This is a genomic window from Limnoraphis robusta BA-68 BA1 (assembly GCF_034932365.1).
Taxonomy (GTDB): Bacteria; Cyanobacteriota; Cyanobacteriia; order Cyanobacteriales; family Microcoleaceae; genus Capilliphycus; species Capilliphycus robustus.
Genome location: NZ_JAYGHR010000026.1, coordinates 1 through 23,174, shown reverse-complemented (window position 1 = coordinate 23,174; position 23,174 = coordinate 1). Strand labels below are relative to the sequence as shown.

At 42.2% G+C, this 23,174-nt stretch carries 19 protein-coding genes and 1 rRNA gene; 10 read left to right on the top strand and 10 right to left on the bottom strand.

Annotated features, from left to right (window positions below; all coding sequences use genetic code 11):
- Nucleotides 1-231: 231 nt before the first annotated feature.
- The 3 genes from VB836_RS11265 to VB836_RS11255 form a co-directional block, all read right to left on the bottom strand.
- Nucleotides 232-3,969 (bottom strand): WD40 repeat domain-containing protein, encoded by a 3,738-nt coding sequence (locus VB836_RS11265; protein ID WP_323219421.1) that lies wholly within the window; start codon nucleotides 3,967-3,969, stop codon nucleotides 232-234.
- A gap of 293 nt (nucleotides 3,970-4,262) precedes the next feature.
- The gene (locus VB836_RS11260; RefSeq protein ID WP_323219420.1) at nucleotides 4,263-5,279 is read right to left on the bottom strand and encodes a CHAT domain-containing protein; all 1,017 of its coding nucleotides are present in this window, start codon (nucleotides 5,277-5,279) and stop codon (nucleotides 4,263-4,265) included.
- A gap of 364 nt (nucleotides 5,280-5,643) precedes the next feature.
- A complete protein-coding gene (locus VB836_RS11255; protein ID WP_323219419.1) occupies nucleotides 5,644-7,041 on the bottom strand; it encodes a UDP-N-acetylmuramoyl-tripeptide--D-alanyl-D-alanine ligase in 1,398 nt (465 codons plus the stop codon).
- Nucleotides 7,042-7,392: 351 nt separating this feature from the next.
- Between VB836_RS11255 and VB836_RS11250 the strand changes: the two genes are divergently transcribed.
- Nucleotides 7,393-8,682: a hypothetical protein gene (locus VB836_RS11250; protein WP_323219418.1), complete on the top strand. Its 1,290-nt coding sequence runs from the start codon at nucleotides 7,393-7,395 to the stop codon at nucleotides 8,680-8,682.
- A gap of 222 nt (nucleotides 8,683-8,904) precedes the next feature.
- Here VB836_RS11250 and VB836_RS11245 read toward each other — a convergent pair whose 3' ends face one another.
- The gene (locus VB836_RS11245) at nucleotides 8,905-9,405 is read right to left on the bottom strand and encodes a GNAT family N-acetyltransferase (protein WP_323219417.1); all 501 of its coding nucleotides are present in this window, start codon (nucleotides 9,403-9,405) and stop codon (nucleotides 8,905-8,907) included.
- Between the two features lie 194 nt (nucleotides 9,406-9,599).
- Here VB836_RS11245 and VB836_RS11240 point away from each other — a divergent pair, with 194 nt between their 5' ends.
- Together VB836_RS11240 and VB836_RS11235 are read left to right on the top strand one after the other, a co-directional pair.
- Nucleotides 9,600-11,045, top strand: a complete 1,446-nt coding sequence (locus VB836_RS11240; protein ID WP_323219416.1) for a GTP-binding protein — start codon at nucleotides 9,600-9,602, stop codon at nucleotides 11,043-11,045.
- A gap of 222 nt (nucleotides 11,046-11,267) precedes the next feature.
- Nucleotides 11,268-12,437 (top strand): methyltransferase domain-containing protein, encoded by a 1,170-nt coding sequence (locus tag VB836_RS11235; protein ID WP_323219415.1) that lies wholly within the window; start codon nucleotides 11,268-11,270, stop codon nucleotides 12,435-12,437.
- Nucleotides 12,438-12,536: 99 nt separating this feature from the next.
- On the opposite strand, the gene VB836_RS11230 is transcribed toward VB836_RS11235, so the two are convergent.
- On the bottom strand, nucleotides 12,537-13,580 hold the full coding sequence (locus VB836_RS11230) for a glycerate kinase (protein ID WP_323219414.1): 1,044 nt from the start codon (nucleotides 13,578-13,580) through the stop codon (nucleotides 12,537-12,539).
- Between the two features lie 30 nt (nucleotides 13,581-13,610).
- On the bottom strand, nucleotides 13,611-13,943 hold the full coding sequence (locus VB836_RS11225) for a DUF565 domain-containing protein (protein ID WP_046279914.1): 333 nt from the start codon (nucleotides 13,941-13,943) through the stop codon (nucleotides 13,611-13,613).
- A 48-nt stretch (nucleotides 13,944-13,991) separates the two neighbouring features.
- Between VB836_RS11225 and VB836_RS11220 the strand changes: the two genes are divergently transcribed.
- Entirely contained in the window at nucleotides 13,992-14,525 is a 534-nt protein-coding gene (locus VB836_RS11220; protein ID WP_323219413.1) for a hypothetical protein, read from the top strand.
- On the opposite strand, the gene VB836_RS11215 is transcribed toward VB836_RS11220, so the two are convergent.
- Nucleotides 14,508-14,651, bottom strand: coding sequence for a hypothetical protein (locus tag VB836_RS11215; protein ID WP_160315352.1), 144 nt, complete (start codon nucleotides 14,649-14,651; stop codon nucleotides 14,508-14,510). The genes VB836_RS11220 and VB836_RS11215 overlap by 18 nt on opposite strands.
- A gap of 135 nt (nucleotides 14,652-14,786) precedes the next feature.
- Between VB836_RS11215 and VB836_RS11210 the strand changes: the two genes are divergently transcribed.
- The 4 genes from VB836_RS11210 to VB836_RS11195 all read left to right on the top strand — a co-directional run bounded on the left by VB836_RS11210 (nucleotide 14,787) and on the right by VB836_RS11195 (nucleotide 18,877).
- On the top strand, nucleotides 14,787-14,909 hold the full coding sequence (locus VB836_RS11210; RefSeq protein WP_281062766.1) for a hypothetical protein: 123 nt from the start codon (nucleotides 14,787-14,789) through the stop codon (nucleotides 14,907-14,909).
- Nucleotides 14,910-15,043: 134 nt separating this feature from the next.
- Nucleotides 15,044-16,999 carry an ArnT family glycosyltransferase gene (locus tag VB836_RS11205; RefSeq protein ID WP_323219412.1) on the top strand — a complete coding sequence of 652 codons (1,956 nt, stop codon included), beginning with the start codon at nucleotides 15,044-15,046 and terminating at the stop codon, nucleotides 16,997-16,999.
- A gap of 56 nt (nucleotides 17,000-17,055) precedes the next feature.
- On the top strand, nucleotides 17,056-17,985 hold the full coding sequence (locus VB836_RS11200) for a polysaccharide deacetylase family protein (protein ID WP_323219411.1): 930 nt from the start codon (nucleotides 17,056-17,058) through the stop codon (nucleotides 17,983-17,985).
- 76 nt (nucleotides 17,986-18,061) lie between these two features.
- Nucleotides 18,062-18,877 (top strand): tetratricopeptide repeat protein, encoded by an 816-nt coding sequence (locus VB836_RS11195; RefSeq protein ID WP_323219433.1) that lies wholly within the window; start codon nucleotides 18,062-18,064, stop codon nucleotides 18,875-18,877.
- On the opposite strand, the gene VB836_RS11190 is transcribed toward VB836_RS11195, so the two are convergent.
- Complete coding sequence (locus VB836_RS11190; protein ID WP_323219410.1) at nucleotides 18,864-19,667, bottom strand: TIGR01548 family HAD-type hydrolase; 804 nt, start codon at nucleotides 19,665-19,667, stop codon at nucleotides 18,864-18,866. The genes VB836_RS11195 and VB836_RS11190 overlap by 14 nt on opposite strands.
- Nucleotides 19,668-19,785: 118 nt before the next feature.
- Here VB836_RS11190 and VB836_RS11185 point away from each other — a divergent pair, with 118 nt between their 5' ends.
- Nucleotides 19,786-20,085, top strand: a complete 300-nt coding sequence (locus VB836_RS11185; RefSeq protein ID WP_323219409.1) for a 30S ribosomal protein PSRP-3 — start codon at nucleotides 19,786-19,788, stop codon at nucleotides 20,083-20,085.
- Between the two features lie 494 nt (nucleotides 20,086-20,579).
- Nucleotides 20,580-21,611 (top strand): C39 family peptidase, encoded by a 1,032-nt coding sequence (locus VB836_RS11180; RefSeq protein WP_323219408.1) that lies wholly within the window; start codon nucleotides 20,580-20,582, stop codon nucleotides 21,609-21,611.
- A gap of 23 nt (nucleotides 21,612-21,634) precedes the next feature.
- Here VB836_RS11180 and nadC read toward each other — a convergent pair whose 3' ends face one another.
- Nucleotides 21,635-22,534: a carboxylating nicotinate-nucleotide diphosphorylase gene (nadC, locus tag VB836_RS11175; protein WP_323219407.1), complete on the bottom strand. Its 900-nt coding sequence runs from the start codon at nucleotides 22,532-22,534 to the stop codon at nucleotides 21,635-21,637.
- A gap of 85 nt (nucleotides 22,535-22,619) precedes the next feature.
- Nucleotides 22,620-22,736, bottom strand: a 5S ribosomal RNA gene (rrf, locus tag VB836_RS11170).
- Nucleotides 22,737-23,174: the final 438 nt, after the last annotated feature.

Sequence of the window (23,174 nt, the reverse complement as noted above, 5' to 3'; positions counted from 1 at the left end):
GCATGGGACTAACAATTAACTCCCCTCGCCACCTCTCCCTAACCCTCTCCTACCTCTCCCTACCCTCTCCTACGAGGAGAGGGAAAAAGTGATAAGCCTGGTGATAAGCCAGAGATTAAAATCTCTGTCTAATAACTAAAGTCCTCTCAAGAGGACTAACAATTAACGCTGAGTCGGTTTGAACCGACTTGAATTATTAGCCGGGGAATTAATTCCCTGGTGAGCGAAAGGTTAACGCAACCCCTTCAACACCTCATCAGTAAACGGATTTTCACCCTTTTTTAGAGACTCTATCCAACCTTTTCGCTGTGCTTTTTCCTCCTCATTTCCCGCCGACTGAACGAACATTTCAAAATCCTCAATAGCCCCATCAACATTACCCGTTAACGCACGGGCTAAACCCCGACTATTATAAATCCATCCATTTTTAGGCGCGAGTTGAACAGCATTCTCACAAGCAAACATAACTTTCTCCGCCTGTTTATTAACGCTTCCTTCCCAACACAGTTCATTCCAATCCGAAGCTGTAATTTCAATATTAGAATCCAATTTTTGAGCTTGATTAAAAGCTGCAATTGCTTCTTCAAATTTTAAAATCGGTTGACCACGTTCATCAACTCCTATGAATTGCTTTCCAATCCTCACTAAACTCGCTGCTGCCCAATCTAAACTATACTTCGGGTCAAGTTTAACAGCTTGTTGAAACTTAGGAACCGCTTCATCAATTTTACCCTGTGCGGCTTGATGTTCACCCTGCAAAAACAAAGACGTTGCCGAAGGTTCAATTTCACCACAAATATTTCGTTCCTTTTCTTCGAGGTTGGGGTTATTCTTCAGGTAGTCACTCATCCAACCGCAAGCGTGGGCGAGGAGTTCATCTCGGTTAAAGTTCCACAGTTTCACCGTCTTGTCAGCACTCGCAGAGGCAATCATTTCCCCATTCGGGCTAAATGCCACAGCGTAGACATAACTCTCATGCCCCTGCAAAGTCTTCACCAAGATGCCCTCGGGCTTCCACAGTTTCACCGTCTTGTCAGCACTCGCAGATGCAATCATATCCCCATTCGGGCTAAATGCCACAGCGCTGACAAAACTCTCATGCCCCTGCAAAGTCTTCACCAAGATGCCCTCGGGCTTCCACAGTTTCACCGTCTTGTCACCACCCGCAGATGCAATCATATCCCCATTCGGGCTAAATGCCACAGCGTTGACAGCACTCTTATGCCCCTCCAAAGTCTTCACCAAAGTGCCATCAGGTTTCCACAATTTCACCGTCTTGTCAGAACCCGCAGATGCAATCATATCCCCATTCGGGCTAAATGCCACAGCGCTGACACCATCCTCATGCCCCTCTAAAGTCTTAACTAAAGTGCCATCGGACTTCCACAGTAACACCTTCTTGTCCCCACTCCCAGAGGCAATCATATCCCCTTTCGGGCTAAATGCCACAGCGTTGACACCACTCTTATGCCCCTCTAAAGTCTTAACTAAAGTGCCATCGGGCTTCCACAGTAACACCTTCTTGTCCCCACTCGCAGAGGCAATCATATCCCCATTCGGGCTAAATGCCACACCCCAGACAGTATTCTCATGCCCCTCCAAAGTCTTCACCAAGATGCCCTCGGGCTTCCACAGTTTCACGGTATTGTCATAACTCGCAGAGGCAATCATATCCCCATTCGGGCTGAATGCCACATCCGAGACAACTCTCTCATGCCCCGGCAAAGTCTTCACCAAAGTGCCCTCGGGTGTCCACAGTTTCACGGTCTTGTCCCAACTCGCAGAGGCAATCATATCCCCTTTCGGGCTAAATGCCACACCCCAGACAACATCCTCATGCCCCTGCAAAGTCTTCACCAAGATGCCATCGGGCTTCCACAGTTTCACGGTGTTGTCACCACCCGCAGAGGCAATCAAATCCCCTTTCGGGCTAAATGCCACACCGTTGACATAACTCTCATGCCCCTGCAAAGTAGTCACTAAAGTGCCATCGGGCTTCCACAGTTTCACGGTATTGTCCCAACTCGCAGAGGCAATCATATCCCCATTCGGGCTAAATGCCACACCCCTGACAGAATTCTCATGCCCCTCCAAGCTGTTGATTTCTTTATGTCCCGACCAGTCCACAATTTGTCGCAGCAAGTCTGCACCTTGTATCTGGATATCTGTCGTTGCTGTCTTTGCCCGTTGTAGCTTACGACCGATTTCGATAGCCTTCATCTGCACTGACAAGCTAGAATTGAAGCGAGATTCTAAGGTTACTATTTCCGCTCTGAAATTAGCATTGTTTTTCCCAATAACTGCTTGGTTCCACTGCCATACTGCTACTGCTGCCACTCCAGAAATTGCCACAAAACTTGCGGTCAAAAAGCAAATATTACGCTGACGTTTACGTTGTTTATATTGCCGACTTTTTTCAATAAATTCTCGTTCGTCTGGAGACAGTTCATCGCCCCGTTTTTCAAGTTGTTCCTCTGCTTGACTCAGTGCCGCCCCCCGCAATAATAGTCCGTTATCTCGGTTTTTTTCCTGCCAATAACCCATAGAAGCCCGCAGTCGTTCTTGCCAGGTTCTAAATTCTCGGTCGGTTTCCATCCATTGTCTGAGTTGACCCCAGTTTCTAATTAATGCTTCGTGGACGACTTCGACGGTTTCCTGTTCTTTTATATTGTCCGGTTGCGGTTGGGAATGGTCTGTTATTTCACGGGTAATAACAGTCCGACTGGTGACAACTAACCGCGAATCTGCTAATTTTTTAACTAAATCCCAATTGCTGTCGTTTAATTCGGCTTTGGTGGCGACTCGTCGGGTGTCTTCGGTTCCCGCACCTGGACGAACTAACTGCACAAAGATTCGCCGAACTTGTTCTTTTTCCTGTTCATTGAGTTTACTAAATTTGTCGTCAGCGTAGCGAGTTAAGGCGCCGGAAACTTCCCCAATGTTTTCATAAGCTTTATGGGTTAACTGTTTACCCTTTCGTTCTTTCCAGAGTTCGGTGAGGGCAAATTCTAATAAGGGTAAATTTCCCGGTTGTTTATCCACATCATCGAGAATGCGTTCAACCAGTCCGCTTTCAAAACTCACCCCTAATTTTTGGGCGGGTTTTTCAATACTATCTCGGAGTTCGGTTTCGTTCATCGGCCCCAGCATAATATTACCTTTTTGCAAGACATCAGCTAAAGGTCGATAAGAAAGCGCATTTCCGAGAAAATCTGCCCGCATGGTGCCGACTAATACGGTTGATAAAGAAGATTGTTCGGCGAAAGATTTAAAAGTATTTAAAAGTGTATCGAGAAATTGACGTCGGATTTTTTCATCGTTACAAAGGGTGTAAAGTTCCTCAAATTGGTCGGCTATCAGTAAAATTCTGTTATGGGGATGATTGCGTTGAATGGTTGAAAAAACATCAGATAAAGGAACCGTATTATCTTGAAAATATCCCGCTAATTTACGAGCTTGTGCAATGCCGTCTGTTTTATCAAGATCGGGTTCATAGAGCGGAACTAATGCTTGAGCGAGTGCGTGAAACGGGTCATTTCCCGGTCGAAAATGGGTAAATTGCCAATTTCCAGCTTGAACCAATTTCGGCACTAATCCCGCCAAAATTACCGAGGATTTCCCGCTTCCAGACGCACCCAACACCGGAATAAAATTGCGGGTTTCGGTATATTGAAAGAGTTCTTCGACAAAGACTTCCCGCCCAAAGAAGTATTCTGAATTCTCGTAACTAAAATGATACAATCCTTGATAGGGACAGATTAAGTTATCCTCTGTATTATCTTCGGTGAGTTCCGTAACGGTTTGTTGTTGATAATGATAGTTGTAGATGGTAATGATACGAGATTGATTAATATTTGCATTACCCATCGCATTCACTGATGCTATGGCATTGTCATCTCCCGAAACATTCTTATTTCCAATACCCTGACTCTGATTAGATAAATATTTATCGTTAGTTTCTTCACTCATAACTTACTCCAGATATACAGTTTATTGTTCAACCTAAATATCAGCCCCCTAAATCCCCCAATTCTGGGGGACTTTGAATATTGGGGATAGCTGGGGGACTTTGAAAAGATTGATTCCCCCCAACTTTGGGGGGACAAAGGGGGGCTATCCTAAAGTTGAAATATGGGGGACTTTTTAAAATGGGGGACTTTGAGTTAATACTCCCCCAAAGTTGGGGGCTGGGGGGCTTTGAGTTAATACTCCCCCAAAGTTGGGGGTTGGGGGGCTATCCTAAAGTTGGGGGTTGGGGGGCATTAAATCCAAACTTTCGCTAAAATTGCCGCAACTTTCATCACGGGTTCGGCAAGAGTTTCAACACCTTCTAATCCTTTTTTAAGTGCTTCAACAGCTTCATCTATTAAACTTTTGTCGGGTTGAGGTTTTTTGAGTTCTGTTTCTATCATTTCAACAGGAAACTCTGCCTGTTTTTTCTGAATTGAGTTGAGTGCATTGGTTGAAGCAATTTCCTGTTTCAGTTTTTTAAGTTCATTTAATGCTGCTTCTAATTCGGGATTTTGTCCGAGAGTTTGCGTGTTCTGACTTTGATCAATATTAACATCACCGCCAGCATTAGCCGGAGCAACATAATTATTACTACCGCTAAAATTAAAGTCGCCGATAGATTGTGATTTATTGATTGATTGAGGCTTTTCTTGAGGAGATGGCATGGTTTTGTTAGATTCCTGATTAGAACTCGTGGCTAAATTTTTCGTCCTGTTTCGATATTTAATTTGAGGTTTATCGACTTCAGAAATAGCGTTTAAATCTATTAAAGTTCTGCCCGACTCGAAACAATTATCATAGGGTTCTCCCGCCCCCAACGCCCGATAAAACCCGACTGCAAATTTAATCGCGGCTTCGTCTCCTATCGCTTGATTCATCCCCACAACACAATCAATATGTTGATGAATGGCTTTCGCTTGAATTTCACTATAACAAGCGTTCAACAAAACACATTCAACTTCCGTTTGAAACGCTTTAAATAATCGGGCTAGCGCATCTTCACTTACCAATACACTTCGCCCCGAATTGTCTTCTAAAATTAACCCATTATTTCCCGAACCATGACCCGAAAAGTGTACAATTGTGGGATGATAATCATAGAGCGTTTGTTGTAAATCATCAATCTGAACCGCTCCCACTGGTATCACACGAAATTCGTCTCTGTGATGTGATTGTCTCAGGGTTTGTTGAATCTCCCTGACTTCTTTATCCAAACGCAAACGAGTTGTATCTGCGGGATTAGCCGAGAGAATTAATATTTTTTTCATAGGTTAGATGCACAGAGTTGAATAGACGAGATTAGTCCAAATTAGATCAATATCGCTGACTGAGGGAGTGATAGCTCCAATTTGGCGTAAAAATTATGAGATGTCAAGGGAATGTCGCCACATGAGTGTTGACTTTCTATTACTCATTAATACCAACTCGAAGTTCATAGGGGCTACGAGCCATATAAATTGTTCCTTATCGATTCTTCATTTGTTGATATTCTGTTCACTTTAGAATATCAAAATGAACTGCACCCAAGCAAATTCAAAATAAAAAAGCTGAAGTCACTTCCGGCGTTGAGTTTAAGTCGTGGGGGAAGTGAATTCACTTCGGGGAATCCCCGAACTTTGCTAGTTTTAACTCTTATTCAAGTGTTTCTCGAATTTTTTCAACCACAAGATTCAACTGAACCGAATGAGACGCTTTCAACAAAATTCGATCACCCGGTTGAATAAATTGAATTAATTTTTCTGCCATTTGATGATGAATATTCTCGGAATTGATCTTCCCAATTTCTACAACAGCTAACCCTTTTGCACCCGTTGCCATTGCTTCTGCTTCTTCTGCATCTGCTAAAATAAACAGTGCGTCTAAATTGAGGTCTTGGGCTGTTTTTCCGACTTTTTGATGAAATTCAACTGAACGATCTCCGAGTTCTTTCATCGTTCCTAATACTGCAATATGGCGTTTACCCGGTGTTTGTCTTAACAACTTCAAAGCGGCTATCATCGACTCTAATCCCGCATTGTAGGTTTCATCTAAAATCACAATATCATTCGCAAATTCATAGCGTTTTGCTCGTCCTTCTGGGAGTTGAACTGATAAGCCTGTTTTGAGCGGGGTATAGAGTTCTTCAGCAGATAAATTTAGACCTTTAATCACTTTGAGAACCGCTAAAGCTGCTAAAAAATTAGACGCATTGTGAGATCCGGGTAACGGTAACGGTAAATTAATTCCTTCTACTCGCAGCGTTTGCTCATCAATCAATTCACCCTGTAAATCTCCCCCTTCTAAACCATAAGTTAGTGTTTCTCCCGACCAAACGGTTGCCGCAGTCTCGATTAAACGACGGTTATCATGGTTTAAAATAGCAATACTCGTCTTCGGCATTTCAGCGAGTAATTCACATTTAGCTTGAGCGATCGCTTCTTCTGAACCTAATCTCCCAATATGAGCGGTTCCCACATTCGTAATTAAGCCAATAGTTGGACGAGTAATTTGAGTCAGTAAAGCAATTTCTCCTCTAGCTCGCATCGCCATTTCAATCACAGCATAGTTGTGATCAGAAGTCAATTGTAAAAGCGTTTTCGGAACTCCAATTTCGTTGTTATAATTAGCTTGGGTTTTATGAACATTTCCTTGAGTGTTTAAAACCGCAGCAATTAATTCTTTTGTTGTGGTTTTCCCCACAGAACCCGTCACTCCAATAATGGGAATTGTAAACTGTTCTCGCCACCATCGGGCAATAGTCTGATAGGCTTCTAGAGTATCCTGAACCCTCAATAGCGGTAAATTGGGAGAGTCAGACGGAAAATCGGCTTCTACAATGGCACAAACCGCCCCTTGAGCGATCGCAGGTTCAACAAAGCCATGACCATCAAAGCGATCGCCACGCAAAGCCACAAAGGCTTCTCCAGGCTTCAGTGTACGAGTATCCGTCGTGATACCGATCACCTGCACGTCTTGGGGGGTATCACACTGCAAAGGCAAAGGAACCGCTAGAATTTGAGAGAGTTGAGTTAATGTGATCGGGCTAAACATCTGTAAACATTTAGAACTTGACTCAAGATTGCCATTATTATTTCAGAATGTGGGCATCTTGATAGAGTCTGAGGTGGATCTTTTTAATTTCTCATGCACTGGGTAAATTTATAGGTGTTGTAGAAGCCAACAAAAGCTGAACAATTTTAGACCCTAGTTTGTACTGTCTTTGTACCCAAATTTTAGTCAAACTAGAGTTTTATGGTCTGTAATGGTGTGTAGGAACATTTCATCTGGGGTAAGCGTTGCATTCAGCGAGGAAAATATCTCGCTTCAACTCAGAGGTTTCTTTCAAGCTGAATTAACTCATCTTTTGAAAGAATGTGATTTAGGGTAGATTAGTGATATCAAATGAACAAGTCGTTTGTCAGTCGTTACAGTCGGTTTATTTCTCCAGAAGAACAGCAACTCTATGATCACTTAATTGAACAAGTAGAAGTTGAAAGTCCTTCCGAGTTAATTGAACGCATTCGTTTGTTATTTATTGAAGGTTCTGGCTATCCAGATCGCCAGATTTATCAGGCTTTAGAGAAAATCTTAAACCATAAGGAAGTCGAAGAAGATTTTAACTTTATTCTTAATCGCTGTTGTTATATTTTAATCAACGGTTGGCATACGCTACCCAGCCGAAAAGAAGCGATTTATAAATTACTAAAACTGTTTGATAAATTAGCCGAAAAAACCTTCAGTAGTTACAATCACTCTCGCCGTTTAAAACGACATAACGAACTCATGCAAAAGTTTGCTCAGAGTGAACAATATTCGGCTTTAAAGCGCTTTGCAGAAGTGCTTTGTCAGTCGCAGGGGTTTAATTCTCCTCCTCTGTTAACGCAACCTTTAAGAACTCTAATACCCCGTTATCCCTACCTATATACTCATTGTTTGCTGAGTGACTATAGTTCCTATGAACATCAGCAAATGATTCGACATATTCAAGCTCAAAAGCAACGCAAATTTGAACTGGATTTATCTCGGTATTCAGCGCATCAACTGCGACGCCTGGAAGTGGCACGGGTTTCAATAGAAGATGCCAAAAAGATTAAATCTCCCCTCCCTAACCCAACGCTATTAAGTAACCGAGAACTTTTTGACGCTTTAAAACAATATGTTGGGAAAGTAGACGGATCAGATACTTACCGCGACATGGCTAAACGCTTTATCTCTCATTCTAACTCAATCCAAACCTTTCGAGAATTTAAAGATGATTTTTATGAGTATCTCAATACAAGCAGCTTAGGTTCTGCTTACAGTAAACGTCAGTTCAACGATAAACTCTATAAGCAGTTACAAATCATTATTCCTCACAGCGATGATGAACCCTTTAATGAATTTCTGCTGCTGAGAACGTGCAGCCAGATGTTGAATTTTCTCGTCGTTGAGAGTCCACAAAAACCCAATCACTTTGTTTTCATTGACTTGATTTCCAATATTGGGCCGACATTTACCGTCGGTTTACTACTAAAAATCGTTCTGATTTGTCGGAAAGTTAGACCCTATTTAGAAAAGCGATTTTCGATTCTTTTCAACCATTACGAATCAAGTTCCCAAGATGCGGTTCTCTGGTTAATTAAAGTTCTAGAAAATTTGAATATTGCTTTAACCAGTAACTTTGGGCGAATTGATTTATCGTTTATTCATTAAACACAATTCCCCCGAAGATAGCCCTGTTAAATTGTATAGCAGTCGAAGCCTTTGATTAGCACACTGTTTTTCTGTCAAATCCTTTTATGATAAAGGTTTCAATTCTGTCTCCTGTCTCCTGTCTCCTGACTTCTGCTATATCAGGTACAGCTTGCATCTACAGAAAACCGGGTTGTACCTTAACAAACCCTTTGTGTCTGGTATATCGAGGGTGGTTTTTATTCATAAACACTTTTCAAACCATTCTACATCCCAATATCGATCAAACTTACGACCCACTTCTCGAAACACACCCACACTTTGAAACCCAAACTTTTTATGAAGTCCAATAGAAGCAGGATTGGGTAAAGTAATCCCCGCATAAGCCCGATGCACATCTTCAGTTTTTAAGGCTTGAAATAAACGGCGATACAGTAACGTTCCTATTCCTTTTCTAATAGCTTTGGGATGAACATAAACACTGGTTTCCACCGAAGTTTCATAAGCCGCTTTCGGTCGAAATAAACTACTCGTCGCATAGCCAACCACTTGACCTTCAACTTCAGCGACAAACAAACGATAACGACCTATATCAGAATAATGCTCAAACCATTCTTCACTCCGTCGTTCCACTGTAAACAGTTTAAGATCAAAGGTAATCGCCGTGTTGAGAATATAATGATTGTAAATTTCCGTCAGTTGAAAGATATCTGAAGGTTGGGAAAAACGAATTACGATAGTCATTGGAGTCCGGCACAATTAACAAGAGGGTAGACTGATGCTCAACACCTGTTAAAATAAACAGAAGTTGATTCAAAATCTTATTATCCGTTATTCTTTAAAACTGTGGAGTTCTAAAGCCCACAGGATATTCAAAAAAGATACGATAGGATGAGAGATCAGAGAAATATCAACTCCTGCGAGTTGAGAGGAGCCAGATGAACCTAGATGACGAACTCAACAATACAATTTTAAGCTTCACTGACATTCAAGCTGAGTTAAACCTCCGGGATGCACAAGATGCGATGCGCGAAATCGTGGCACATCTGGACTTAACCCCCCAAGAACGAGCCGGACTGGAAACAGAACTTGAGGGCTTAGACACGATAATGGATAAACTCGAACAAACTCGCGTCCAAATTGCGGTGTTTGGGATGGTGGGGCGGGGTAAATCCTCGATTTTGAATGCTCTTTTAGGTCAAAATATCTTTGAAACTGGCCCGATTCATGGCGTCACCCAAGCAACTCAAGCCAAAAGTTGGCAAGTTGCTAATACGCCTCCAGAAACTTCGGAAATGGGAAATGATGTCGTTTCTTATCGCATTTCTCAAGTCGAATTAATAGACACTCCGGGAATCGATGAAGTTGACGGGAAAACCCGAGAAGAAATCGCCCGTCAAGTTGCACAACGCGCTGATTTACTGTTATTTGTGATTGCCGGAGATATTACTCAAGTTGAATATCAGGCGTTATCTCAACTGCGGGAAGCCGGAAAACCGATGTTATTAGTGTTTAACAAAGTTGACCAATATCCTGAAGCTGACCGGATGGCAATTTATCACAAAATACGCGATGAACGAGTCAAAGAATTACTGTCACCGGATGAAATTGTCATGGCTGCGGCGTCTCCATTAGTCGCCAAAGCAATTCGTCGTCCTGATGGCAGTATTCAACCTCAATTAACTCGTTCTGAACCGCAAGTTGAACAACTGAAACTCAAAATTCTCGATATTTTAGACCGCGAAGGAAAATCACTGGTTGCACTGAATACCATGCTTTATGCGGGAGAGATTAACGAACAGTTAGTGCAGCGAAAAATGGAAATTCGCGATGAAAGTGCGAACCGAGTGATTTGGAATGGGGTGATGACCAAATCCGTCGCCATTGCACTCAATCCGATGACGGTTATTGACCTCGTAAGTGGTGCGGTGATTGATGTGATGATGATTTTAACTTTATCTAAATTATATGGCATTTCGATGACCCAAAAAGGGGCTATTGATTTATTACAAAAAATCGCCATTAGTATGGGGGGAATTACAGCCAGTGAATTAGTCGCCAATTTGGGTTTAAGTTCTTTAAAAGGACTATTAGGAGTGACGGCACCGATGACGGGAGGGGCTACGTTAATTCCCTATTTGTCGGTGGCGATGACGCAAGCCGCAGTCGCTGGGGTTTCTTCCTATGGTATTGGACAGGTGACAAAAACCTATCTTGCTAACGGTGCGTCTTGGGGTGATGAAGCACCAAAAGCGGTGGTGAAACGAATTCTCGCCTCGTTGGATGAAACGTCTATTCTCAACCGAATTAAAGCCGAATTACAAACAAAATTAGACTTAACTCGTCATTCAACTCCCCAAAAACGACAATTTGAACAACCCTGATATTCAAAATAATTAGTATTAGAAAGCTATTTTTTTGCAGAAACTGAGTTTTTCTAGAATTTTCTCAGTATTTTCTAGAATAATTCTCAGGAAAATTTAAGTTTGCTCAGATTCAATGAAAACTAAGATTGAAAAATTTAGCTTAAATTTTGGGTATTAATTCCAAAAATAAGCGATAAAATAAATAAATCTACCTTAAAACTTACAGAGAAATCGAAAGAAATGGTTGCGAATTACGAAGTCGAATCAATTGTTCTAGATCGCTACAAACAAGGCGCGAAAGAAGTTCAGCCGTCTTTATGCTGTCCGACTAGCTACGACAAACAATATCTGGCAAAAATTCCACAAGAAATCCTCGAGAAAGACTATGGTTGTGGTGATCCGACTCGCTATGTAAAATCTGGGGAAACAGTCGTTGATCTCGGTTCAGGTGCAGGGAAACACTGTTATATTTTATCACAGATTGTCGGTGAACAGGGTGAAGTGATTGGTGTTGACTTCAATGATGCCATGCTGTCACTCGCTCGAAAATATCAAGCCGAAATGGCGACAAAATTAGGATATCAAAATACCAAATTTGTCAAGGGTAAAATTCAAGATTTAGCCCTGGATTTAGACAAAGTACAACAGTGGTTAACCCAAAATCCTGTACAATCGATAGAAGGGATTTCTGCTTTAGAAACAGAATGCGATCGCCTGCGACAAGAAGAAACGTTAATTGCTGATCATAGCGTTGATGTCGTGATTTCTAACTGTGTTTTAAATCTGGTTCGTCCCCAAGACAAAACACAACTGTTTCAAGAAATTTATCGGGTTCTAAAAAAAGGCGGTCGGGCGGTTATTTCTGATATCGTTTGCGATGAAAACTCAACACCCGAAATGGTTAAAGATCCCGAACTTTGGAGTGGTTGTATTTCGGGAGCGTTTCGAGAAGACACGTTTTTAGAAATGTTTGAACAAGCCGGATTCTACGGTATTGAAATTTTAGTTCGTCAAGCAGAACCTTGGCAAGTCATTAATGGCATAGAATTTCGTTCCCTGACGGTTCAAGCCTTTAAAGGAAAAGAAGGCCCCTGTTTAGAACGGAAACAAGCTATCATTTACAAAGGCCCTTGGAAACAAGTTGTTGATGATGATGGTCATACTCTTTGTCGGGGTCAACGCATGGCCGTTTGTGACAAAACCTTTAACCTTTATACTGATCCAAAAGGGCCTTATTCTCAAAGTATTGTAGCCCTTCCTCCCTATCAAGAAATTCCCCTTGCAGAAGCTACAAATTTCAACTGTAAACCGAAAGCAACTCGCAGTCCTAAAGAAACAAAAGGAACCGACTATCAGATCACTAGCTTACCGGATAGTGATTCCTGTTGTGATCCCTTAGAATGTTGTTAGAGAGAAGAAAAAAACACGCTCGACACAAAGAGGGAATTTTTGGAGTCTTTGTGTCAATAAAAACATGAGTGCAAGCCTCTGGCTTGCTAGATGTCTCTTTCAAGTTTCGCTGCTACTAGATCCCGGTGAATAAATTTGACCTACAGAATGATCGGGGTTAATCTCAACCACTAAATCTGCTAAATGGGGATTTTTGACTAACGGCGAGATGAATAATTCTGGATGCAGAGATTTCCAAAAATAGTCTACAAACTGTTCAATTTCTGCATCCGTCATTCCTGATTTTCCACTAGCGATCATTTCTTGTTCGGCTTGTTGACGCCATTGTTTTGATAAGCGATAATCAACAGGATAGAGAACCATTAACCGATCCAAACGTTCCCACAACGGAAGATAATCTTTTAACTTCTGATTAATATCTCGTGCAAATTGTCGATCGCTTTCGGTTAAAATCGGTTCAGGAGGATGATTAAATTGGCTATCTTCAACCGGACGACAACCGACAAACCAGCCTTCAAACAACACTACATCAACTTTGGTGACAATTTCCGGTTCAATGCGATCGCCTGCTCCATGATACAACGATTTATCAAACCGAGGAACCGCCACAGAAGCCTTAGTTTGACGCAACTCATCTAAAACCCCTAGCCCAATTTCTACATCATGGGTTCCCGGTGGACCACGCCAAATGAAGCGAGGATCAACTTCTCGCAAACGTTCCCGATCGGCGTAACTTTTGTACAAATCATCAATTGATAAACTTAGGGTAGAATATCCTTGAAAGCTTAAAATCGCAGTTAAAGCTTTACCCAGAGTCGTTTTACCCGTTCCCTGTCCGCCGAGAATCCCTTGAATAATCGGACGATTTAAGCTTTGATAATGTTGGGTGAGTTGAGTTGCCAGAGGAAGCCACAATTTCCAGAGCAGTTCCCAACCCGCCCCAACTTGCGGTAAATTACAGTCATGTTGGAGTAGGGAGTAAAATAATTGCGATCGCTTTTCAATCACCGTCTCAACGTTCTCTGGAGTGATTCCAAAGGCAGTTGAGCGTCGATGATCACGCAGTTCTAAAGCGGCTAACTGTTGCAGTTCATCGGGTGAGGGTTGATTTCCCCCTGCCCAAGCCTCTAAAATTTGAATCATAAGGGGATTATTTTTGAAGCGTGGGAACTTTCAAGAACCGAGTAAAAACGCCAGTAAAAACAAACTATAGATAGTCCCGATTTTTAGGGCGTTGAGGTTTTCAATCCATAACGGTTGGCGAATTTGGGGTTTTCTGCGATAAGTTAGCCAGCTCACAGCTTCGGTGAACAATAATACAAACAAGGCGGCGATCACGTCCCATTGAGACTCTTGTCCCGCTATCGTAGAAATAACAATACCCAAAAATGAGCCGAGTAGCAAACTAATCGTTAGCAGTGAGATTCGTCGCCAAGGATTGCGTAGCCATCGCCCCAGTCGCTCACTAAGAACATTTGTTAGTCGGTTTAGACGAGTGTTCTGCATAGAACAACTTGTGAAATTGATCGGATTGGACTTTTCACGGAAAATATCATGAAACTTACACTACACCCTGCAATCTGGGTTGCTGGGACTATTATATTTTCGAGTTTTGCCTTGAGACAACTTTGGTTAAACACTTGTATCAGTTCTACCGAATTAGAGCGATCGCTTGATCCCGATAGTGTACCTGTATTTATTCCTTCTACGATCCCTGATTCTACACCGAGTTTAACGGAAAATGCAGCACCCGAGGAGATTGAAGTGAGTTTTGATCCCGTCTCAGAGGGGACAAAAGCTGCATTGCGGGTGAGTAATCGCACAAATCATCCGGTGCGGGTTGCATTGCGTTCACCATCCCAGGCTTCCGAACCTGTTCACTGGGATTTTGCACCTCAAGAGGGAAGTTTGAATGGACTTATTTTATCGCTACCGGAGACTGATTTAACTTTGGAACCGGGAGATATTTTAGTCGTCTTTGCTCAAGATGGTTCTCGTCAATACTGGGGGCCTTATATTGTAGGTGAAACCAACTCACCCGCCTGGAATTCTCAGGGTGAAGAATGGCTGTTAGTGGTTAAACCCTAAAGACTGAGTTAGCAAACCCAAGATGGAAACTAATTTGAGGATTGACAACTTACTTGTTTGTGCAATTGCTGTAATTGCTGCTTCTGCTGCTGCTATTTGTTCCTCTAAAAATGTGCGAGTTGGCATTTGAGTTTCTTCTAATTCGACCCTTCAATCTTGAAAAAGCTAGTTTTTTAGTAATGCTTCGATTCTGCATAACGATAAATGACAGACAATTCACTAAACCTCATTCTTGCTCTTGTCGCTTTTTAAACAAATCGAATGCGGCTATATATAACTCCTGACTTAGTGTGTATTAGACCACATATGCAAGATAACACCCGTCAGCAGGATGTTGTCAAGCGATCGCAGTCTAACTCGGCTATCATTAGTGTTATTCCATAGGTAGAGGATACCAGATTTTTTTCTATAAGTGCTGTAGCTTGATGGTGCTAAAGCACTACTACAGACTTGGTTAAACTGTCACTATTCACCGTACAATTTATAAGGTTGTGACTAATTCATCAGCAAACGACGGGATGAAACTAAAGTCTAAATGGGGGATCACTTCTGAATTCCCATCTCAATTTAAACGGCTTTTTCTGACAGCTATTCTGCCTATCTTGGGGTTGGGCTTGGTCGGTTGGATTGCTTTTTTTTGGAATTTGGGTAATACAGGTTTAGTTGATGAGACAGAACCTCTATTTGCAGAAGCCGCTCGTCAAATGTTAGTCACTGGAGATTGGATCACGCCCTACTTTAATGAAGTTCCTCGCTTTGACAAGCCACCTTTGATTTATTGGTTGATGGCGATCGCTTATCGGCTCGTCGGGGTGAATGAGTGGGGGGTTCGTCTTCCTTCGGCACTCGCGGCTTTATTCCTGCTCTTTTGTATTTATTACATTCTACAATTTTATCTGAAAAATAGCAAGAATAAACCGAAATTTTATCGAAGTTTATTCAAGTTTAAAATTAAACTTTATCCTTTACCCTTCATGGGTGCTGCTTTAATCGCGTTTAATCCTGAAACCATCGCTTGGGCTAGAATAGGCGTTTCTGATATGCTGTTAAATGCCTGTATGGGTTCCGCATTATTAGCTTTTTTTCGGGGCTATGCTGAACCAAACGAACGAAAATCTGATCAATTATCTCCTTGGTATTTTGCTTTTTACATTTTTCTCGCTTTAGCGGTGTTAACTAAAGGGCCAATTGGCTTTGTTTTACCTGTTTTAATTATCGGATCATTTACTCTATATCTGGGAAATATTCAAAAGGTTTTACAAGAAATTTGTCCAATTTTAGGAAGCTTTATTCTTTTGATAATTGTTCTTCCTTGGTATATCTTCATAACAGCAAAACATGGATTAACCTATCTCAATGACTTCTTTGGCTATCATAATTTTCAACGTTTTACTCAAGTCGTCAATAATCACGATGCCCCTTGGTATTTTTATTTTATTATTGTTTTAATAGGATTTGCACCTTGGTCTGTTTATTTACCTGTTGCTATTGTGCAAACTCAGTTTTGGCAGCGAAAAAACTGGCAAAATCGCCCTCGCCTCGAACATTTACCCTTATTTTCTCTGTTTTGGTTTGGATGTATTTTCATCTTCTTCAGTATTTCTGTCACTAAACTTCCCAGTTATGTTCTCCCCTTGATGCCCGCTTCAGCCTTACTGGTTGCGCTATTTTGGAATAATATTTACAACAAAAAACAGAAATTAAATGTCGTTTTCAAACCCTTACTATATTTTTCCTTAAAATTAAACTTGTTTTTTTTAATCGCCCTTTCCGGGGCTATTTTTTGGAGTTATCATTGGTTAGGAGATGACCCAGATCTGCCTGATTTTCGAGAAGCACTCCACGCTTCTGGGTTACTAGAATTGAGTGCTTTGATTTGGATGATAACTGCTGTAATCATTTTATTTCTGTTGTGGAAACGACAACCCGATCAAATTTTAACAGTTAATTTAATCGGGTTTATTGCCTTTTTAATCTTTGCAGCGACTCCCGCCAATCAATTACTGGATATTCACCGACAAGAACCCTTACGACAACTGGCAGAAACCGTCACCAAAGAAAGAATATCTCAAGAATATTTACTGATGATTGGCTTTAAAAAACCCAGTTTAGTTTTTTATACTCAAAATCCTGTAAAATACTTTCAATATGCCAGCGATGCTGTTAACTATCTTCGCACCCCAAGCGTTCAAAAAGCCTCTCCTGACACGGTTCTGATTTTAGCTGATCCTCAAGATCTATTTGAGACAGGGCTGGGATCTTCTCAGTACCAAGCATTACATCAAGCAGGTGTTTACCAACTGATTAGAGTCCCTAAACTCGCTCTATTAAACCTCGATAGCAATCCACTTCCTCGCGGACTAATTCAGCAAAGGCTATTTTTGAACTTTGGGTTGAGTATAGCATCCTTTCGTGGACATTCAACAGCCAATCCTAAACTGATCATAAAAAGTGACAAATCATTCGGATTGTGAAATAATTCTCCTGTAATATCCAACGATATGGTATCAGGAGTGAAGATTTTTATCCGATGATGAACTGGCTCAAAAAATATTCTACCCTCAAGTTTTCTACCCTTTTCAAAAATAAATTCATCTGTTTTTTGCTGATGTTTTTGTTAGGCGTTAGCCTTTCAGGAGCCACAAAATCAACCACAACTCCTTCAATACGTGTGCCAATTTTCGGTTTTCATAATATTATCGACTTTGAGACGGCAGAAAAGACGAAAATCAAACCGCTCACCTTTGAACACGACTATAGTAAACGGGAAATCTATACTTTATTAAACTACTTAGTTGACAACAACTATTGGTTTTTGAGTAGTCAAGATCTGTTTACTTACTTTATTCAAAAATCAAAACCCATTCCAAGCGAATATCTCAACCGCAAACCCGTAATGATCACCTTTGATGATGGTTACTTGGGAGTCCATGAAAATCTTTTACCGATTTTAAAAGACCTCGAAAAAAACTATGGAGAAACGGTAAAAGTAGTTCTATTTATTAACCCAGGTTCAATGGGAGTTAATCTCAAAGATTTTGTTCCTCATATCAGTTGTGATCAGCTACGAGAGGGATATAGACGCGGTTTTTATGATATTCAGTCTCATGGATTTTCTCATCAAAACCTGAGTAAATTAGATCTGAAAAACTTAGAACTTGAGTTAGAGAAATCCAAAACAAAACTCAGAGAATGTGTAGCCGATTTAGATCGAAATAAATGGGTGGGCGCTCATATTGCCTATCCCTACGGTTCAGTTAGCCCCAAAGTCGAAAAATATTTACCCAAATATCACTTGACGGGATATCTATATGATGGGATTATTTCTCGACCGAATCGCTTAAGAAATCCGTTCCAAATTTCTAGAGTTCCTGTCAACCGCTATATCACACCCCAGCAATTAATTCAAATTGCCAACCGAGCCACGCCAATCAAACAATTAGATCTGAAAAACCCTTAAATTCGATCAGTCAAGAGAAAAGGACAGTAATCTATTAGAATTGAACATTAATAACAGTTAACGCCTTACTGAAATGATGCAATTCTTTGGGATTATTGTCACCATACTCCTTTTCACCGTTCAAATCTTCGGAGGATATTCACCCGCCTTTGCAGCTTCTGAGACTTTAGCAGAATCAACCCCTGTCGTTCAAGATCTGGAGAACCTGCTGGATAAAGCCTTTGAAACAACAACCGCCGGAAAATTTGCCCAAGCGGAAACCTACTGGACTGAGATTATTCAACAATATCCAGACAACCCCGCCATGTGGAGTAACCGGGGAAATGTTCGGGTGAGTCAAAATAAGCTAGAAGAAGCCATTTCTGACTACAACAAAGCCATCGAACTCGCACCCGAACTCCCCGATGCTTATTTAAACCGAGGCGTGGCTTATGAACGATTAAAACGTTGGCTTGATGCGATCGCCGACTACAATTATGTGTTAGAACGAATACCTGAAGATGCCGTTGCCTTCAACAACCGAGGCAATGCCGAAGCCGGTTTAGGGGACTGGAAAGCCGCAATTATTGATTATGAAACCGCCGCCGAACTTGATCCCAATTATGCCTTTGCCCGGGCAAACTACGCCCTCGCCCTCTATCAAGACGGCCAAACTGAAAAAGCCCTTCGCACCATGAAAAATCTAGTGCGTAAATATCCGAATTTTGCCGATATGCGAGCCGCTTTAAGCGCTTGTTTATGGGAAAAAGGCAAACAAGGAGAAGCCGAAAGTAACTGGGTCGCAGCCGTTGGACTCGATAAGCGTTACAAAGATCTTGAATGGGTGACTCAAGTCCGTCGTTGGCCGCCTGCGGTTGTCAATGCCTTGGATAAGTTTCTCAACTTGCAGTAAGCTGTTCGATCACATCAGGGGTAAGTTGTTCAACGTTATCAAGAACCATCACCGCACCTGCGGTTTTTAGGGTTTCAGCGTAGGCTTGAGCGCGTTGGCCGTTCTGTTGAACATGAGGCGGTAACACACCCACACCTAGCCAAGACCGAACCGGTTGCTGTTCAGAGGCTTGTTTGATGGTGTACATATCCCCAACCGTGTCTCCCACATACACAACCGTCGTCGGGCGCTGAGAGTGCAACTGCTCGATCGCCATAAACAGTCCTGTCGGATCGGGTTTTCCCGGTGCGTCCTCCATTGCGACTAACACAGGTGAACCTAACCCTAACTTCCCACTCAGGACGTATAACGCTTCATCTCGCATGGCGCCGCTAAAAAATCCCCAACCGATACCTGCGTAACTCAGTTGTTTAAAATAAGCGGGTTGACACAGTACAGGTTCCGAGCAAATATAACCCGTCCAATTTTCGGGATCTGGCCCTCGATAGCGGGATTGAAAAAAGGCAATCAAACTCTCATAGTTGAGATCGATGGGATGGCGAGATGAACCTCCACTCGCCTCAGACGGCGTTGAGTTAGGCTGACGTTCAAAATAGCGAGAGATCAGTTCCCGAGAGGCTTCCCAATCATTATTCCAGATGCCCTCAGACTTGAGTTGATCAATGTCTTCCTGGCTGGGACGGTAAGCCTGGTTTGTAAACTGTTCAACGGTATCTGCGATCGCCCGTCGATAGGAACCGCCGACATCCCGAATTACACCGTCAATATCGAAAATTACAATTGCTTTCATCGGTGTGAAGCTTGAATAAAGAGTTGAGCCTGTAAATTTAGATAGCACAGAAGTCTCATTGTGCGTTAGAATAGCAGGTTGTAATATTTTTTTGAATTGCTTGCTTATGGAGGTGTCGTTGTCACGATTCGTGTTAAAGGTTCTCTGGCTGGACGACAACGTTGCATTGGCGGTAGATCAAGTTGTCGGAAAAGGCTCTAGTCCTTTAACCTCTTACTTTTTCTGGCCGAGAAATGATGCCTGGGAACAGCTCAAAACTGAAATGGAGTCCAAACATTGGATTTCCGATCTAGAGCGGGTTGAGTTGCTCAACAAGGCAACGGAAGTCATTAACTACTGGCAAGAAGAAGGCAAAGGTCGTCCGCTCTCAGAAGCTCAAGCCAAGTTTCCTGATGTCGTCTTCACGGGTAGTAGCTGAACAATAAGCGGGTTCTCCCTTCTATTTTGCAGCACTTGCTAATCCCACTTGAGCCTACCCGCCGTGTAGGCTTTTGCTTTTTTTGAGGTGTTGAATCTCCCCTTGAACGTTAATTCAACCTGAGATCTTGCACCCGTGTCAGAAACCGCGTTTCTTGCGACTGCAATCAGCTTGTTAATATTTTTCGTTATCGCGCACCGGGTTTCTAAGGTCTTGTTGAGTCCGGGTGCAAAATGTGAATTTTACCTGAGACGGGGAACCCAGGGGAGAAAGGATTCAGTACAATCCGGTTATTTTTATGAATTCTATCAATCGATAACTGATAAGATTATCAGTACAATTGCCCTGGATTCTTACAAAAATAGGAAGATATCCCGACTGAACAGCAGAAAGAATTTCCAGAAATTCTTGGCTTGACTCTGGGTGACGATCTAGATTAAGAATTTTAGCAATAATTGTGATCACTACAACCGCGATCAATTTCAGCAAGTAATATGAGATTACAAGACTTTTTGGGTACAGATATCAAGTATGATGTCAATAAAATTGATGCAGACCCTGATCTGAGTCGTCAGATTCAGATTCGCCTGATTGACTTAGGACTTCTTGATCCGCCCGCCGATGGTATTTTTGGCCCGAAGTCAACGGCCTCACTGCATCAATTTCAAAAGCTGATGAAATGTGGTGAACCGGGTTATTTAGGAGCAGTAACAGCCCAGAAATTAATTGAAGCTAAAATCTCAGAAATTCCCATTCTCACCCCCATTTTGAAAACGGTCAAAAGTACCGTTTTTAAACTAAAACCTATCGCTTCATCTCAGTTGACTGACTCTGAAAAATTCCCAGTTGCTGGAGGTCAAGAGTTTGCCGTTTTAGCTTATGATCCCATTCGAGGACATCTAAGAGTTGCCCTTCGCAGTGAAAGCTTCGGGGGATATTCTATGTTATACATTTGGGCCGCTCATGCCGAAATTTATGAGGATGAAAAGTTAGTTTATCCGAAGCCTTTACCCAAAAGTTATCGATTGAATAATGTTCCTTATCGTTCTCAATTGGATAACTTTTTAAATCCAACGGGTGCCTGTAATGTGACTTCTATCGGGATGTGTTTGGAGTATTTGAAAGCACCGAGACGTGTTAGTTATGGACAGTTTGAAGATGAACTGTATGAGTATGCACTCAACAAAGGCTATAGCCGACATAATCCCTATGATTTAGCTCGAATTGTTCGAGATTATGGGTGTCAAGATTATTTTACAGAATATGCCATTATTGAAGATGTTCAAGACTGGGTTGCGGCGGGAAATCCTTCTGTGATTCATGGCTACTTTACCTCCTTTGGTCATATCCTTGTGGTTGTTGGATATGATGAATACGGGTTTATTGTTCATGATCCCTATGGAGAATGGTTCTCAACCGGATATCGCACCGATTTAAGTGGCGCTTATCTCCATTATTCTTATGGATTAATTCGGCGGCTTTGTATCCCCGATGGCAGTTTTTGGGTTCACTTTATTTCTAAGTAAAAGCAGGAGGTAGGTGACTCACTTCAAACGGTTCTGATCAAAGGATAATCAATTCCCCAATTTCCCTCACCTAATTTCATACTTAAATCTAACCAAGTTGAACGAGTAATTGGGGCGCTGGTAGAGATATAATCAACGCCAGTTTCCGCAACAGCGCGAATCGTTTCTAGGGTAATATTACCGGAGGCTTCGATTTTAATTCGGTTATTATAACTCCGAATTTTCTCCACCGCCTCCAACATGATTGACAGGGGCATATTATCCAGCATAATAATATCAGCTTGATTCTCTAACGCTGTCTGAACTTGTTCGAGGGTTTCTGTTTCGACTTCTATCGTTAGAGGATAGGGAATTTTTCCTCGAATTTGGGCGATCGCTTCTTGTATTCCGCCTGCGGCCGCGATATGATTATCTTTGATCATCACGGCGTCATCCAGCCCGAAACGATGATTGATTGCCCCTCCCACTTGGGTCGCGTATTTTTCTAACAGTCGCAGTCCTGGCGTGGTTTTACGAGTATCTACCAGTTGTGTCGGGAAGTCAGAAAGAGCAACTGTGTATCGGTTCGTTAGAGTGGCTATTCCACTTAACCGCATCGCTAGGTTCAACGCGACTCGTTCCCCGGTTAACAAAGCTGCTAATGGCCCTTTGAGTTGGGCGATCGTTTGTCCGACTTCACACCATTGCCCTTCTGAAACGATCGCTGTAAACTCTACTTCGTGATCTAACAGTTCAAACACTCGCGCCGCTATTGTTAATCCCGCAACCATTCCCGACTCTTTCACCACCCAATAGGCGCTTCCTGAAGGACGATTTTGCAGTAACAGACTCGCTGTCGTGCGATCGCCTCGCCCAATATCTTCACAGAGCCATTGTTGCAAAAGCGGGTCTAAAACAATCCAGGGCGGTAAAATTGCATTCATGCTTGATTCTGATTAACACATACCCATCAAAAACCAGAGCCTCCCTCCGTTTATCACTGGAAGAGAAGCTCTAGTTTTGTATTTATCCTGGCATCGAGCTATTTTCCCAGGCAGCTACCCACCAAGTATCTTCGCCGTGTCAACGTTTCACATCCGAGTTCGGGATGGATCGGTGTGGTTCCATCGAGCCATAGACACCAGGAAAGCTTTAAAATACTTTCTTAGGTCTTGAGGTCAATCAGAAATCGCTTTATTTGTTTCGCGTTCTTCTGTTACCCTCGACAATTACTAATAGTACAGACCTTTTCGGAGATTGTCAACCCCTTTTTCAAAAAATTTTTTTCGGCTGAGTTGTAGCGCACCAAGCCCTGATGGGGGTGTCAATCTAGGCTGGATCTGACAAGGGATGGGCTAGTCTATCATTAACCTGAAAATCTGATCCACCCTACCCAACTTCTGTTTGAGCTATGGGAATTAGTTCAACCGCCTAATTTTCTAGCCTCTGAGACATTGCTGCTTTATAAAACTGATATAACGCGGTACAAACCGTGTTAATGTTTATTTCCTGCATCACCCCGGACTGTCAGCAGCACCCGGTCAGACAGGCATTTCACCAAGAAGCCCTCGGCATAACCCTCTA